The following is a 14792-nucleotide window of genomic DNA, read 5'->3' on the forward strand; positions in this document are numbered from 1 at the left end:
GGTATCCCGCCGAGCATGGCTCGGCGCCACCGGTGTGATCAGCGCAGCGGCGAGGCCAGTACGGTGATCTCTTCGCGGTCGTGGTAAAGCTGCTTGGCGCGCACGGTCAGCGACTTGCCGGCCTGCTCTTCGAACAGTTCCAGGCAAAGCCGGGTCTCGTCCCAGCGCTTCTTCATCGGCAACTTGAGGTTGAAGATCGCGTGCTTGCACCAGCCTTCGCGGAACCAGGTCGCCATGCGTTCGGCGACCCGGCGCGGCTGCTCCACCATGTCGCAGACCATCCAGTCCAGCGACTGTTCGGGCGACCAGTGGAAGCCGTCGGCACGCAGGTGTTCGACCAGCCCGGTGTCCAGCACGTGCTGGCGCAGCGGACCGTTGTCGATGCTCAGCACCTTCAGGTGCTGGCGGGTCAGCACCCAGGTCCAGCCGCCCGGCGCGGCACCCAGGTCGGCCGCGCGCATCCCCGGCTTCATCAGCGCCTCGCGTTCTTCGGCGGTCAGCAGGGTCAGCAGGGCTTCTTCCAGCTTCAGCGCCGAGCGCGAAGGCGCATCCGGCAGCAGCTTCAAGCGCGGGATGCCCAGTGCCCACGGCGCACTGTCCATCGGTGAGGCGACGCAGACGAAGGCATGCGTGCCATCGACGAACACTACGTGCAGGCGCGGCAGCTTCTCGTTCGGCTTGTCGGTCAGTTTCCCGGCCTTGCGCAGGGCCGGGCGCAGCGCATTGCCGAACGCGCGCGACAGCCCGGACAGCGGCTTGCCGGCATCGGAGTCGGGGTGTTCCACCCACAGATCGCCGAAGCGCGGCGCATCACCCAGCACCGCCAGCATCGGGGTGATGCGGTCGGCAGGATCCAGCTGCGGCAGTTCGGCCAGCACCACCAGCTTCTGCCGCGCGAAGATCAGCTCGCGCCAGGACAGCATGCGGCTGAGCGCGGCGGCTTCGTCGCACATGAAAAGCACGTAGCCATCATTGCGCTGGGTACGCGCGTAGCCGGCGAAACCGAATTCACCCGCGCGCGTGGTCAGTTCGCCGGCCAGTTCCGGTTCGAAGCCTTGGCGGCACAGGCACAGCAGGCCGATTCCTGCCGTGGCAGCAGACGTCTCAGTAGCGGGCGCCATCGGCTTCTCCATAGGTGCGCAGCACGGCGCGCGCGTCGTCGCGGTGCAGGCCCTGCACCACCTCGATGCCGCGCTTGTTGAGTTCGCCCACCCAGTCCGCCGGCAGCGGGCCTTCGTCGAACGGGGTCAGTTCTTCCACGTCGGCCGCACTGGCACCGATCAGCAGCCGATCGATGCCGGCCCAGACGGTGGCGCCGTAGCACTGGCAACAGGGCTGGGACGACGTCGCCAGGGTGATCGGGGACAGCACATCGTTCAGCCGCGGGGTCTGCAGGCGCTGCTGGGCCAGCATGTAGGCCATGTTCTCGGCGTGCGCCAGCGAGGTGTTGTGGGGCATCACGCGGTTCACTCCCACGGCGATGACCTTGTCATCCGGGCCGAACACCACCGCGCCGAACGGGCCGCCGCTGGCGTGCTCGACGTTCGACTTCGACAGCGCGATGGCCAGTGCGACCTTGGCTTCGTCGCCGGGATAGCGCTGATCCAGGTCGATCTGGTCATGGATCCAGGCGGGAAGGGTCAGGTGGACTTGCGCATACAGCATCGCGGGGTGCCTCTCATCGGGTTACGGGGGTGGAACACAACAACAGCCGCGCGCAGTGTAGCCCGCGTCCGATGAAGCGGGCGGGCAGGGGCAGGCGGCGATGGCGCGCGGGGTGAGCCGCGCGCGGGACGGTCGGGGTCAGGCCGACCAGGTATCGCGCAGGGTCACGCTGCGGTTGAAGACCGGCGTGGCCGCGGTGTGGTCGCGGCGATCGGCGACGAAGTAGCCGGTGCGTTCGAACTGGAACGACTGTTCCGGCATGGCGATCGCTGCGGCAGGCTCGACATACCCGGTCACGGCCCGGCGCGATGCGGGATTGAGGTAGTCGCGGTAGGTCTTGCCATCGGACTCGTCGTCCGGGTCGGCCACCGAGAACAGGCGGTCGTACAGGCGGACTTCGGCCGGCACCGCGTGCACCGCACTGACCCAGTGGATGGTGCCCTTGACCTTGCGGTTGGCGCCTTCCATGCCCGGACGCGATTCCGGATCCAGCCAGCCGCGCAGTTCGGTGATGGTGCCGTCGGCATCCTTGATCACTTCATCGCAGCGGATGATGCCGGCACCGCGCAGGCGGACTTCGCCGCCCGGCAGCAGCCGCTTGAAGCCCTTCGGCGGCACTTCGGCGAAGTCGTCGCGCTCGATCCACAGCTCACGCGAGAACGGCACCTCGCGGGTGCCGAACGATTCGTCCTTCGGGTGGTTGCTGAAGGTCAGCGATTCTTCGTGGCCTTCCGGCAGGTTGACGAGCACCAGTTTGACCGGATCGATCACCGCCATGCGGCGGGCCGCGGCGCTGTCCAGGTCCTCGCGCAGCGCGCCTTCCAGCACGCTGAAATCGATCTGCGAGTTCTGCTTGCTGATGCCTACGCGCTCGGCGAACAGGCGCATCGCCGCCGGCGTGTAACCGCGCCGGCGCAGGCCCTGCAGGGTCGGCATGCGCGGGTCGTCCCAGCCATCCACCAGCTGTTCGGTGACCAGTGCCATCAGCTTGCGCTTGCTCATCACCGTGTAGTTGATGTTCAGCCGCGAGAACTCGATCTGGCGCGGCTTGGCCGCTTCGCGCGGCAGGCCGGCATCGACCAGCGGCGCGGTCAGCGCGTCGTCGTGGGCGAAGTCCACGTTGTCCACGCACCAGTCGTACAGCGGCCGATGGTCTTCGAATTCCAGCGTGCACAGCGAATGGGTGATGCCTTCCAGCGAATCGCCCAGCGCATGCGCGAAGTCGTACATCGGGTAGATGGGCCATTCCGAACCGGTGTTCTGGTGCTCGACGTGCTTGATGCGGTACAGCGCCGGATCACGCAGGTTGATGTTGCCACTGGCCATGTCGATCTTCGCGCGCACGGTGCGGGCACCGTCCGGGAACTCGCCGGCGCGCATGCGCGCGAACAGGTCAAGGTTTTCTTCCACGCTGCGATCGCGGTACGGCGAGGGCCGGCCCGGTTCGGTCAGGGTGCCGCGGTAGGCGCGCACTTCTTCAGCCGACAGGTCACACACATAGGCCTTGCCGGCGCCGATCAGTTTCTGCGCGGCCAGGTAGTAGGCCTGGAAGTAGTCGGAGGCGTGCCGCAGTTCGTTCCACTCAAAGCCCAGCCAGCGCACGTCGTCCTGGATGGCGGCCACGTACTCGGGATCTTCCCGGGCCGGGTTGGTGTCATCGAAGCGCAGGTTGCAGACGCCGCCGAACTCGCCGGCGATGCCGAAGTTCAGGCAGATCGACTTGGCATGGCCGATGTGCAGGTAGCCGTTGGGTTCGGGCGGGAAGCGGGTCTTGATCGCCTGGTGCTTGCCGCTGGCCAAGTCTTCGCGCACGATCTGGCGGATGAAATCGCGCTTCTCGGGGCTGTCGACGGGGGTCTCGGGGCTGGCAGGGGTGTGCTCGGACATGATGCGGCAATCAAGGGCAGAAAGACCGCCAGTCTAGCGTGTCGGCGGCTGGCTTGCCCGGCATCGCCGCGGGCAACCGCCCGTATACCGGGGCGGGCGTATGCTGGCAGCCAGCTGCCGAGGAGCTGCCATGCATATCGTTTACAAGGCCGACAATCTGTTCGACGCCCATCTGGTGAAGCACGCGCTGGAGGATGCGGGCATTCCCGCCTTCGTGTTCGGCGAATCGCTGCTGGGCGGGATGGGCGAGCTGCCGCTGTTCGGCGTGCTGCGGGTGGCCATCCCCGAGGCGGCGCGGCCGGAGGCTGAATCGATCGTTGCCGGACTGGACTTGGGCCCTGCCCCTGGCGACCCCATTTCAGACACAGACGATCTTGCCGGACAGCCGGCCTAGGAGCACCACATGTTGGGACTTGGTAACGGCATCCTCGGCATCGGGGCCTTCAAGCAGCGCCTGCCGCGCCCGGAAGAGGCCCTGCCGGGCCGCGACCAGCCGCTGCCGCTGCACAGCAACCAGCACTTCGTGAACAGCCATCCGCTGAAGGACCGGTTCGCCGGATTCGAGCGGATCCGCTTTGCCTTGGGCTGTTTCTGGGGCGCCGAGCGCAAGTTCTGGACGTTGCCCGGGGTGTACAGCACGTCGGTCGGTTATGCCGGTGGGGTAACCCCGAATCCGACCTATGAAGAGGTCTGTTCCGGGCTGACCGGCCATACCGAGGTGGTCGAGGTGGTGTTCGACCCGAAGCTGGTCAGCGTGGCGCAGCTGCTGCAAGTGTTCTGGGAGAGCCACGACCCGACCCAGGGCATGCGCCAGGGCAACGACACCGGCACCCAGTACCGTTCGGCGATCCACTGCCTGACCGAGGCCGAGTACGCCGCGGCGGTGTCCAGCCGGGACGCGTATGCGGGCCAGCTGCAGGCGGCCGGTTACGGGCCCATTACCACCGAGATCGTGTATCCGGCACCGGAGTATTACTACGCCGAGGACTACCACCAGCAGTACCTGGCGAAGAATCCGAACGGCTACTGCGGAATCGGCGGCACCGGCGTGAGCTGCCCGATCGGGTTGCCGCCTGCGGCGGGCTGACGCTTTTCAAGCAACGTTTAAAGCGACGGCAACGGCAAGGTCAAAAGCTGCAGGGCTGCGTGTTGGCGGGGCGGGGTGGGTTGGCGGGAATCGCCGTGAATCCGTCCCTGGAGGCTCGCCATCCGCATCCATGCGGATGAGCGTTCCCGCCAACCCACCCCGCCCCACCTTCGACAGGTCCGTGTCGGCCTTGGTAGCGCCGACCCATGGTCGGCGGATTGTGGGGGAATGTGGTCTGATGGATTCCGCCGACCATGGGTCGGCGCTACCGCTTTCTTCTTCTTTATTGCGCGGGTGGCGGCCCCCGGAACCTGTCAGGGGGCCGGGCGGTGGGGCTGGGCGGGGGCGTTGAGCGCCATGGATGGCGCGAGACGAGGCCCGCAGGAGCGGCTTTTGCCGTCCCCCGACCAGCCCCACCGCCCGGCCCCAAGCGCGTAGCCAGTTGTACGCAGCCACCCGCGAGGGGGTCTCACCCGTTCGACCCACCCAACAAAATCAAAGCTCCGCGCGGATTCGCGCCCGCAGGCTTTCCAGATCCTTGGCGAACGCCTCGATCCCGGTCGCCAGCTTCTCCGTCGCCATCGGATCGGCGGCCAGGTCCGCAGCAAAGCGCGCACCATCGATCGGCGGGGTTGCTACAGATTCGGCAGAGCCCGCCACCAGCGCGCGCGGCAGTTCGCCATGCTCGGCGTCCAGCTTTTCCAGCAGGTCCGGCGAAACCGTCAGGCGGTCGCAACCGGCCAAGGCTTCGATCTGCGCCGTGGAACGGAACGAGGCGCCCATCACTACCGTCGGCGAACCGCGGCGCTTGAACTCGGCATACACGCCGCGCACGAACACCACGCCGGGGTCTTCATCGATGCTTGCAGGCGCCTGGCCGTTGGCCACGTACCAGTCCAGGATGCGACCAACGAAGGGCGAGATCAGGAACGCACCGGCTTCGCTGCAGGCCAGTGCCTGGGTGGAATTGAAGATCAGCGTCAGGTTGCAGTCGATGCCTTCGGCCTGCAGCACGCGTGCCGCTTCGATGCCTTCCCAGGTCGCGGCGATCTTGATCAGGATCTTTTCGCGCGGCACGCCGGCGTCGGCATACATCTGCACGAAGCGGCGCGCCTTGGCGACAGTGGCCTCGGTATCATGCGACTTGTCCGCATCCACCTCGGTGGACACGCGGCCCGGCACCAGCGTGCTCAACAGCGTGCCGACACCGACCGTCAGGCGGTCCGCCACGGCGTTGACAACGCTCTCGCGCTCACCGCCCTGTTCGCGGCCCCAGGCCAGTTCGCGGGCGATGAGGTCGGCATAGACCGGCAGGTCCAGCGCCTTCTTCACCAGGGTCGGGTTGGTGGTGCAATCCACTGGCTGCAGCCGCTTGATGGCGTCGTAATCACCAGTATCGGCGACCACCACGGAGAGTTCGCGCAGCTGGGCCAGTTTGGACGGGGTAGTGCTCATTGCAGCTCCATCAGTGCGGGCGCGCGTGGGGCGCAGCCGGGTAGCGGGAATTGTTCAGGGTGCGTCGTTGTGAACCGCGGTAACGCGCAGTTTCAGCTTGCGTCCACCTGGCGCATCCCAGTCGATGCTCTGGCCGATGGACAGGCCCAGCAGCGCGGTGCCCACCGGTGCCAGCACCGACACTTTATGTTCATCGACGTTTGCTTCGCGTGGATAGACCAGGGTCAGCACGTGTTTGTCGCCGGTCGTCGCGTCTTCGCATTCAACGCGCGAATGCATCTTGACGATGCCGGCTGGCATTTCGGCAGGGGTCAGTACGGTGGCACGGGTCAATTCATCGGACAACGCCGCAGCAGCCGGCAAGGCGCTCGCGGCAGGAGAGTCCAGCAGCGCCTCCAGGCGGGCCAGGTCATGGGATGAAACGGTGATGGACGGCGGCAGGCCGCTTGCGGTGGTCATGCAACTACTCCTTGAAAGGGACATACAAAAGGCGGCACCAGTTGGCGCCGCCTGATTCATATTGTGGGGACAAACGGGGCAGGAATCGACCCACCCGCGCACGCCGCCCTCTTCATTGTTCGGCTGCGGCTCAGCCCGGCAGGGCGCTGATGTCGTTTGCGGCTTGTCGTGAGGGCAGCAGCGGCCCGCCCGACAACGTGAACAGGGAGGCGGGCAGGTGCTTGAACTGGTCTGCCAGCTGTTCCAGGAAGCCGTTCATCGCCGAGCTGCGGCGCCACGCCATCGCGATCCGGCGGCTTGGCGGGTTGTCACCGACCAGGTCGAGCAGCCGGATGTTCTCCGAACGCGGAACCGGCGGCTTCACCGACAGCGTCGGCATCAAGGTGATGCCCACGTCGGCGGCGACCATCTGGCGCAGCGTCTCCAGGCTGGTGGCGCGGAACTCGGATTTCTCGTTGGCGCCGAACAGCCGGCAGACTTCCAGCGCCTGGTCGCGCAGGCAGTGGCCGTCTTCGAGCAGCAGCAGGCGCTGCGCGGACAGCTCCTGCACATCCAGTTGGCGGCGGTTGGCCAGCGGATGCTGGGCCGATACGGCGAGCAGGAACGGTTCCTCGAACAGGAATTCGGTGTGCAGCTGGTCGTCCAGCACCGGCAGCGCCAGCAACGCAGCATCCAGCTTTCCTTCGCGCAGCCGTGCCAGCAGCACGTCGCTTTTTTCCTCAACCAGCAGCAGCTCCAGCTGGGGGAAGCGTTCGCGGATGCGTGGAATCACGTGCGGCAGCAGGTACGGCCCCAGCGTCGGGAAGATCCCCAGCCGGACCGCGCCAGCCTCCGGGTCGCGGCTGCGGCGCGCGGCTTCCTTCATCTGTTCCACTTCGGCCACGATGACGCGCGCGCGCGCGGCCGCATCCACGCCGGCGGGAGTCAGCATCACTTTGCGCGGCGCGCGTTCCACCAGCGGCAACCCCAACTCTTCCTCCAGCTTGCGGATCTGGGTGGAGAGCGTGGGTTGGCTGACGAAACACGCCGCAGCGGCCTTGCCGAAATGGCGATGGTCGGCCAAGGCCACCAGGTACTTCAGATCACGTAGGTTCATCCTGAGACCTCATTGGGTAGGGACCGGGACGGCGTGGCTTACCCAGCGGACATGCGGTGTCCCCGGTGATCTGGGAACCTGTGTCAGGCAGCTTCGGCGACTGCACCGCTGCTCTTGGTCACGGACGTACGGATCAGGTGGTCGAAGGCACTCAAAGCGGCCGTCGATCCAGCGCCCATGGCGATGATGATCTGCTTGTACGGTACGGTCGTGCAATCACCGGCGGCAAACACTCCGGGGAGATTGGTCTGGCCACGATCATCGATGACGATTTCGCCCCGGGGCGAGAGGGTGATGGCGTCAGTCAAAAACTCGGTATTGGGCAGCAGTCCTATTTGCACAAAGACGCCTTCCAGTTCCACCCGATGCGAATCGCCGCCGACGCGGTCCTTGTAGACAAGCCCCGTCACTTTCTGCCCGTCGCCCAGGACCTCGGTGGTCTGTGCGCTGGTCAGCACGGTCACGTTGCCCAGGCTGCGCAGTTTGCGCTGCAACACGTCGTCGGCGCGCAGTTTGTCGTCGAATTCGAGCAGCGTGACGTGGGATACCAGGCCGGCCAGGTCGATCGCCGCTTCCACGCCGGAATTGCCGCCGCCCACCACCGCCACGCGCTTGCCCTTGAACAGCGGGCCATCGCAGTGCGGGCAGTACGCCACGCCCTTGTTGCGGTACTGGTCTTCGCCGGGCACGTTCATCTGCCTCCAGCGCGCGCCGGTGGACAGGATCACCGTGCGCGACTTCAGCACCGCGCCGTTCTCCAGCTGCACCTGCACCAGCCCATCTTCGCCGGCCGGCACCAGGCCGGTGGCGCGCTGCAGGTCCATGATGTCCACGTCGTACTCGCGCACGTGCTGTTCCAGCGCCATCGCCATCTTCGGGCCTTCGGTCTCCTTGACGGAAACGAAGTTCTCGATCGCCATCGTGTCCAGCACCTGGCCGCCAAAACGCTCGGCCGCGATGCCGGTACGGATGCCCTTGCGCGCGGCATAGATCGCCGCGGCCGCGCCGGCCGGACCGCCGCCCACCACCAGCACGTCGTAAGCGTCCTTGGTCGCCAGCTTGGCGGCATCGCGCTTGGCGGCACCGGTATCGAGCTTGGCCACGATCTGCTCGAGCGTCATCCGGCCCTGGTCGAACACTTCACCGTTGAGGTAGACCGTCGGCACCGACATGATCTGGCGCTGCTCCACTTCGTCCTGGAACAGGGCCCCGTCGATGGCCACATGCTGGATGCGCGGATTCAATACGGCAGCCAGGTTCAGCGCCTGCACCACATCCGGGCAGTTCTGGCAGGACAGTGAGAAATAAGTTTCAAACTTGAACTCGCCTTCCAGGTTCTGCACCGCCTCGATCACCTCGGCCGTCGCCTTGGACGGGTGGCCGCCCACCTGCAACAGGGCCAGCACCAGCGAGGTGAACTCATGGCCCATTGGCAGGCCGGCGAAGGTCAGGTGGATGTCCTGACCCGGGCTGCCCAGGTCGAAGGACGGCACGCGGCCGGCGCCGTCGCGCAGCACGGTCAGGCTGATCTGGTCGGACAGGCTTTCAATCGTGGTCAGCAGCTCCAGCATCTCCTGCGCCTTTGCGCCGTCGTCGGCATGCGCGGTGATCTGGATCGGGCGCGTCACGCGCTCCAGATAGGTCTTCAGCTGCGACTGCAGGTTGGCATCCAACATGGTCTTCTCCTGGCTTCAGGCAAAACGGGGGCGTGGCGCCGCGACTGAGCGTAGCGGACCAACAGGGGGTAGGGGTGAACCGAAGACAGCAGCGTGGAAGGGGCTGGCGGCTGCTGGCGTGCGCGGCTGGCTTCGGTTCACCCCCACGCCCGCGTGGGGCGGGCATGGGAGCGAGGTGCGGCGTTTAGATCTTGCCGACCAGGTCCAGCGACGGGGTCAGGGTCTTCTCGCCTTCCTTCCACTTGGCCGGGCAGACCTGGTTCGGGTTGGCGGCGGTGAACTGGGCAGCCTTCAGCTTGCGCAGGGTCTCGGACACGTCACGGGCGATCTCGTTGGAATGGATCTCCAGGGTCTTGATCACGCCTTCCGGGTTGATGATGAAGGTGCCGCGCAGGGCCAGGCCTTCTTCTTCGATGTGCACGCCGAAGGCGCGGGTCAGCTGGTGGGTCGGATCGCCGACCAGCGGGAACTGCGCCTTGCCCACCGCCGGCGAGGTCTCGTGCCAGACCTTGTGCGAGAAGTGGGTATCGGTGGTGACGATGTAGACCTCGGCACCGGCCTTCTGGAACTCAGCGTAATGGTCAGCCGCGTCCTCGATTTCGGTCGGGCAGTTGAAGGTGAAAGCGGCCGGCATGAAGATCAGGACGGACCACTGGCCCTTCAGGGTGCGGTCGGAAACCTTGATGAACTCGCCATTCAGGTACGCATTGGCTTCGAACGGCTGGATCTGGGTGTTGATCAGGGACATGGATATTCCTCTTGGGTGAAGGGGAGTGGGTGTTGCGACAGGACCTAGAGTAACGGCTCCTATTCGATAAGGACAATCCATTGATTGCATCTATCCAATAGGCCGGGGCTATTGATAGGTGTTTGTTCTAGCGAGCGAATTTGCGAACGCGCCCGCTCTATCTATTTTAATTCAATGACTTGCGGAAGTTCCTGAACCAGTGACGTGATAGCCTCAGCCAATGTGTCACAGGGCTGGACCTGAACAACGCGCATCGGCTCCCGTGCCGTAATGTCGCCGCGGGCCGGGCTCGTTGCGACGCCTTGGGCTAAGCTGCCGCCCCCCTGCAAGGTCCTGACCATGAGCGCGCGCCCCGACATGCTGTTACGCGACCTGCTGGCTGACGCCGCGGCCCAGCTGCCCGGTCCAGAGGCACGGCACGAGGCCGAACTGCTGCTGTTGCATGCGCTGCAGCGTCCGCGCAGCTGGCTGTTCGCCCATGCCACGGATCCGGTCGACCGGGCGGATCACGAAAGTTTCCACGCGCTGCTGGCGCGTCGCGTGGCAGGCGAACCGGTGGCCTACATCACTGGCCAGTGGGGCTTCTGGACGCTGCAGCTGGAGGTCAGCCCGGCCACCCTGATCCCGCGTCCGGAGACCGAGCTGCTGGTGGAACAGGCGCTGGCGCGGCTGCCTGCGGATCGCCCCTGCACGATCGCCGATCTCGGCACCGGCAGCGGCGCCATTGCACTGGCGCTGGCCAGTGAACGCCCCTTGGCCCAGGTGCTGGCGACCGATTTCAGTGGCGAGGCGCTGGCCGTGGCCAAGCGCAATGCGGCGCGCAACGCGGTGTCCAATGTCGCGTTCGCGCAGGGGTCCTGGCATGCGCCGCTGCAGGGGCAACGTTTTGACCTGATCGCCAGCAATCCGCCCTACATCGCCAGCGACGATCCGCACCTTGCACAAGGCGACCTGCGCTTCGAGCCAGCCACCGCGCTGGCGTCCGGGCAGGACGGGCTGGACGACATCCGCCTGATCGCCACTGGGGCGATCACCCACCTGCTTGCTGGTGGCTGGCTGCTGCTGGAACACGGCTGGGACCAGGGCGCGGCGATCCGTGTGCTGCTGCAGCAGGCCGGCCTGGATGAAGTGGAAACGGTACAGGACCTGGAGCAGCGCGACCGGATCACGCTGGGCCGGCGACCGGCCTAGAATGGGCGCTCTGTCCTGCCGTGCGCGGGGCATCACCACGGAGCTGCAAGCATGCGTACGCTGTACCCCGCCATCACCCCCTACGACGTCGGCACCCTGAAGGTCGACGACCGCCACACGCTGTACTTCGAACAGTGCGGCAACCCGGACGGCAAACCGGTGGTGATGCTGCATGGCGGGCCGGGCGGCGGCTGCAGCGACAAGATGCGCCAGTTCCACGACCCGGCAAAGTACCGGATCATCCTGTTCGACCAGCGCGGCGCCGGACGTTCCACCCCGCACGCGGATCTGGTGGACAACACCACCTGGGACTTGGTGGCCGATATCGAAAAACTGCGCGAGCACCTGTCGGTGGATCGCTGGCAGGTGTTCGGCGGCAGCTGGGGTTCCACCCTGGCGCTGGCGTATGCCGAAACCCATCCGCAGCGGGTGACCGAACTGGTGCTGCGCGGCATCTTCATGCTGCGCCGCTGGGAACTGGAATGGTTCTACCAGGAAGGCGCCAACCGCCTGTTCCCGGATGCGTGGGAGCATTACCTGAAGCCGATCCCGGCCGTCGAGCGCCACGACCTGATCTCCGCCTTCCATCGCCGCCTGACCAGCGAAGACGAGGCCACCCGGCTGGCCGCGGCCAAGGCCTGGAGCGTGTGGGAAGGGGCGACCAGCTTCCTGCACGTGGACGATGATTTCGTCAACAGCCATGAAGACCCGCAGTTCGCACTGGCCTTCGCGCGCATCGAAAACCACTACTTCGTCAACGGTGGCTTCTTCGAGGTGGAAGAGCAGCTGCTGCGTGATGCGCACCGCATCGCCGACATCCCCGGCGTGATCGTGCACGGCCGCTACGACGTGGTGTGCCCGCTGGCCAACGCCTGGGAACTGAGCAAGGCCTGGCCGAAGGCGAAGCTGCAGATCAGCCCGGCTTCTGGCCATTCGGCGTTCGAAGCCGAGAACGTGGACGCGCTGGTGCGCGCAACCGATTCGTTCGCCTGAGCGCAGCATGGTAGTGACGGCCGCTGGCCGTCAAACAGATGCGGGTGACCCTGCACCCGGTGGGTGACGACGGTTGGTCGTCACGCCTTCACTGGCAGAAGCGCGTGACGACCAACGGTCGTCACCCACCAGAGCGGAGCCAGTGCCGGGGGATGACGGCCAGCGGCCGTCACTACGCATGGCATTACCGTTGCAGCAGCGCTGCCTGCAGTCCGCTGAACAGCCGGGCCAGCCGTTCCGCCCAGGCCTGCTGGCCGGCTTCATCGGCGATCAGGTCCTGGCGGATCTCCAGTTCCACGTGCACCAGACCGCGGCCTTCACCGTGCACGGGCACCGCGTAATCGCTGCTCGGGGTAACCGAATAGGGCTGGTTGTCACCGACCACCAGGTTGCCTTCATTGCCAAGCGCCCGCAGCAGCGGATGCGCGAAACGCGTGTCCTGGTGGTACAACACGCCGGCATGCCAGGGACGCTGCACGCCGTTCATCACCGGGGTGAAGCTGTGCATCATCACCAGCAGGGTCGGGCGCGCGGCATCGCGGCGTGCATCCAGTTCCGCGTTGATGCGTGCGTGGTACGGCGCGTGGATGGCATCGATGCGTTGCTGCCGCTGCGCAGCCGTCAACGCCGCGTTGCCCGGCACCACGGTGCCATCGCTGGTTTCGGGGATCAGCGTGGGCGATGCCAGCGGGCGGTTGCAGTCGATCAGCAGCCGCGAATACGTCTGTTCGATGGCCCAGGCATCCAGCCGCTGCGCCAGCGCGCGGGTGGTGCCGGCAATGCCGATGTCCCAGCCGATGTGCCGGTCCAGCTCGGCCTGCGGCAGTCCGAGTGAGGCCAGCGCACGCGGTACTTGCTGTCCGGCATGGTCGGCCAGCAGCAGGAAGTCAGACGTGCCCTGCGGCTGGTGGATCGTGTAGACCGCAGGGTCACCCGCTCCCAGCAGCGCCGACGCCACGTGCGCTCCGGTATCAGCCACGCGGAGTACCGTCCAGATGGTGGTCGATCATCCACAGCCCGGCCCACAGCTTGGCGTCCAGCTCGTAACCTTCGGCGATCTTCTGCACCAGCCAGGCAGCGGCCTGCGTGCGCGGCACTTCGTGCACGGTGATGTCTTCGCTTTCATCGCCGCCGCCGGCACCGACCCGGGTCAGCCCGGTGGCGCGCACGAAGGCGATCTTCTCGCTGCTGGCACCGGAAGACGTCGGGCCGATCATCAGCACCTCTGCCTGTTCAGCGGTCCAGCCGGTTTCTTCTTCCAGCTCGCGTACGGCGGAAATCTCGATGGATTCGCCGGCGTCGATGTCACCGACCAGCCCGGCCGGCATCTCGATCGTTTTGGCCTGCAGCGGTACGCGGAACTGTTCGACGAACAGCACGTTGTCCTGTGGAGTGACCGCGATGATGATCGCTGCCAGTCCACCGGCATGGGTGCGTTCGCTGTATTCCCAAGTCCCGCGCACGACCATGCGCTGGAACTTGCCTTCGAAGACGACACGCGGGGCTTCGTTGTTGCGCTGGCTCATGCGAACTCGCTCGATGGAGGATAAGGAGAAGGTGCGGAGGCGTCGGCCAGGCCGGCCGCGGCGAACAGCCGGCGGCGGGTCAGCGGGCCGAAGCGCAGGGTGCTGCACAGGCCCTCCAGCAGTTCGCCGTCGGCGTGGCCGCGCGGCATGCCGGCAACGGTGCCATCCAGCGGTGCATTCAGTGCGATGGTGGTCAGCTCGCGCCACAGCAAGGCGTGCTCGCGCTGTTCGCGCAGGCGCACCGCCATCTGGCTGGCGCCGCGCAGGCGCAGGAACGGCACCTCGTCCAGGCGTTCGTACAACGCGTCCAGGCTGCCGAAATGGGCCAGCAGCACGGCGGCGGACTTGCTGCCCACGCCGGTGATGCCGGGGATGTTGTCCACCGCATCGCCGCACAGCGCGAGGAAATCGGCGACCTGGTGCGCGTGCACGCCGAGCCGGCCCTTCACCCCGTGCATGTCCCAGCGCACGTTGCGGGCGAAATCCCACTGTTCGTCATGCTGCAGCAGCAGCTGCGACAGGTCCTTGTCGGCGGAGATGATGATGCCGCGGTGGCTGGCGCGGTGCGCGTGCAGGGCGCTGCCGATGAGGTCATCGGCTTCGTAATCGTGGTGGCCCATGACCGCCAGCCCGAGCGCGGCGCACAGCGCCTTGCAGTGGACGAACTGGCGCCGCAGTTCCTCCGGCGCCGGATCGCGGTTGGCCTTGTAGGCCGGGTACAGGCGATTGCGGTAGCAGCTGTCCAGCGCCTCGTCGAAGGCGATGGCGATGTGCTGCGGGCGCTGGCGCTCGAGCAGTTCCAGCAGGAACCGGGCAAAGCCGTGCACCGCGTTGGTCGGCCAGCCCTGCGCGTCCTGGAACTGGTCGGGCAGCGAGTGCCACGCGCGGAAGATGTAGATGCTGGCATCCACCAGGTACAGCGGCGGGCGTGCACCGGCTTCAGCGGCAAGCGCCTGCGCGATGCCCTCGGCTATGGGATCCAGCGCGTCCAGCGGGTCCACGCTCGCGC

Annotated in this window: 15 protein-coding genes; 4 read left to right on the forward strand and 11 right to left on the reverse strand. The window is 66.4% G+C overall.

What is annotated here, in order from left to right:
- Nucleotides 1-38: 38 nt before the first annotated feature.
- From rlmM to IFT63_RS12695, 3 genes are all read right to left on the reverse strand, one after another.
- Nucleotides 39-1121, reverse strand: a complete 1083-nt coding sequence (gene rlmM / locus IFT63_RS12685; protein WP_042614793.1) for a 23S rRNA (cytidine(2498)-2'-O)-methyltransferase RlmM — start codon at nt 1119-1121, stop codon at nt 39-41.
- Nucleotides 1105-1665, reverse strand: a complete 561-nt coding sequence (locus tag IFT63_RS12690; RefSeq protein ID WP_192084451.1) for a nucleoside deaminase — start codon at nt 1663-1665, stop codon at nt 1105-1107. Before IFT63_RS12690 ends, rlmM begins: the two co-directional genes overlap by 17 nt.
- A gap of 138 nt (nt 1666-1803) precedes the next feature.
- Complete coding sequence (locus IFT63_RS12695; RefSeq protein ID WP_192084453.1) at nt 1804-3552, reverse strand: glutamine--tRNA ligase/YqeY domain fusion protein; 1749 nt, start codon at nt 3550-3552, stop codon at nt 1804-1806.
- A gap of 130 nt (nt 3553-3682) precedes the next feature.
- On the opposite strand from IFT63_RS12695, the gene IFT63_RS12700 reads away from it, so the two are divergent.
- Both IFT63_RS12700 and msrA read left to right on the forward strand, forming a co-directional pair.
- Entirely contained in the window at nt 3683-3946 is a 264-nt protein-coding gene (locus IFT63_RS12700; protein ID WP_192084455.1) for a DUF2007 domain-containing protein, read from the forward strand.
- A gap of 30 nt (nt 3947-3976) precedes the next feature.
- Entirely contained in the window at nt 3977-4639 is a 663-nt protein-coding gene (msrA, locus tag IFT63_RS12705; protein ID WP_192084614.1) for a peptide-methionine (S)-S-oxide reductase MsrA, read from the forward strand.
- Between the two features lie 495 nt (nt 4640-5134).
- Here the strand turns inward: msrA and IFT63_RS12710 are convergent, their stop codons facing one another.
- The 5 genes from IFT63_RS12710 to ahpC form a co-directional block, all read right to left on the reverse strand.
- Nucleotides 5135-6094, reverse strand: a complete 960-nt coding sequence (locus IFT63_RS12710; RefSeq protein ID WP_042613042.1) for a transaldolase — start codon at nt 6092-6094, stop codon at nt 5135-5137.
- Nucleotides 6095-6148: 54 nt separating this feature from the next.
- A complete protein-coding gene (gene rnk, locus IFT63_RS12715; RefSeq protein WP_192084457.1) occupies nt 6149-6553 on the reverse strand; it encodes a nucleoside diphosphate kinase regulator in 405 nt (134 codons plus the stop codon).
- Between the two features lie 130 nt (nt 6554-6683).
- Nucleotides 6684-7649, reverse strand: coding sequence for a LysR substrate-binding domain-containing protein (locus IFT63_RS12720; protein ID WP_042613044.1), 966 nt, complete (start codon nt 7647-7649; stop codon nt 6684-6686).
- 83 nt (nt 7650-7732) lie between these two features.
- Nucleotides 7733-9325 (reverse strand): alkyl hydroperoxide reductase subunit F, encoded by a 1593-nt coding sequence (gene ahpF / locus IFT63_RS12725; RefSeq protein WP_192084459.1) that lies wholly within the window; start codon nt 9323-9325, stop codon nt 7733-7735.
- Between the two features lie 184 nt (nt 9326-9509).
- Nucleotides 9510-10073, reverse strand: a complete 564-nt coding sequence (gene ahpC, locus IFT63_RS12730; RefSeq protein ID WP_042613046.1) for an alkyl hydroperoxide reductase subunit C — start codon at nt 10071-10073, stop codon at nt 9510-9512.
- Nucleotides 10074-10412: 339 nt separating this feature from the next.
- Here ahpC and prmC point away from each other — a divergent pair, with 339 nt between their 5' ends.
- Entirely contained in the window at nt 10413-11264 is an 852-nt protein-coding gene (gene prmC / locus IFT63_RS12735) for a peptide chain release factor N(5)-glutamine methyltransferase (protein WP_192084461.1), read from the forward strand.
- A 51-nt stretch (nt 11265-11315) separates the two neighbouring features.
- Nucleotides 11316-12257, forward strand: coding sequence for a prolyl aminopeptidase (pip, locus tag IFT63_RS12740; protein ID WP_042613049.1), 942 nt, complete (start codon nt 11316-11318; stop codon nt 12255-12257).
- Between the two features lie 184 nt (nt 12258-12441).
- Here the strand turns inward: pip and IFT63_RS12745 are convergent, their stop codons facing one another.
- Genes IFT63_RS12745 through IFT63_RS12755 form a run of 3 tightly spaced genes read right to left on the reverse strand, consistent with a single transcriptional unit; the run spans nt 12442 to nt 14757 of the window.
- Nucleotides 12442-13236 carry an N-formylglutamate amidohydrolase gene (locus tag IFT63_RS12745; protein WP_192084463.1) on the reverse strand — a complete coding sequence of 265 codons (795 nt, stop codon included), beginning with the start codon at nt 13234-13236 and terminating at the stop codon, nt 12442-12444.
- Entirely contained in the window at nt 13229-13783 is a 555-nt protein-coding gene (locus IFT63_RS12750; protein WP_192084465.1) for an NUDIX hydrolase, read from the reverse strand. The genes IFT63_RS12745 and IFT63_RS12750 overlap by 8 nt, the downstream gene beginning before the upstream one ends.
- The gene (locus tag IFT63_RS12755) at nt 13780-14757 is read right to left on the reverse strand and encodes a 5'-3' exonuclease H3TH domain-containing protein (protein ID WP_192084616.1); all 978 of its coding nucleotides are present in this window, start codon (nt 14755-14757) and stop codon (nt 13780-13782) included. Before IFT63_RS12755 ends, IFT63_RS12750 begins: the two co-directional genes overlap by 4 nt.
- Nucleotides 14758-14792 lie beyond the last annotated feature (35 nt).

It is taken from the genome of Stenotrophomonas sp. CFBP 13724 (assembly GCF_014841975.1).
Lineage (GTDB): Bacteria > Pseudomonadota > Gammaproteobacteria > Xanthomonadales > Xanthomonadaceae > Stenotrophomonas > Stenotrophomonas lacuserhaii.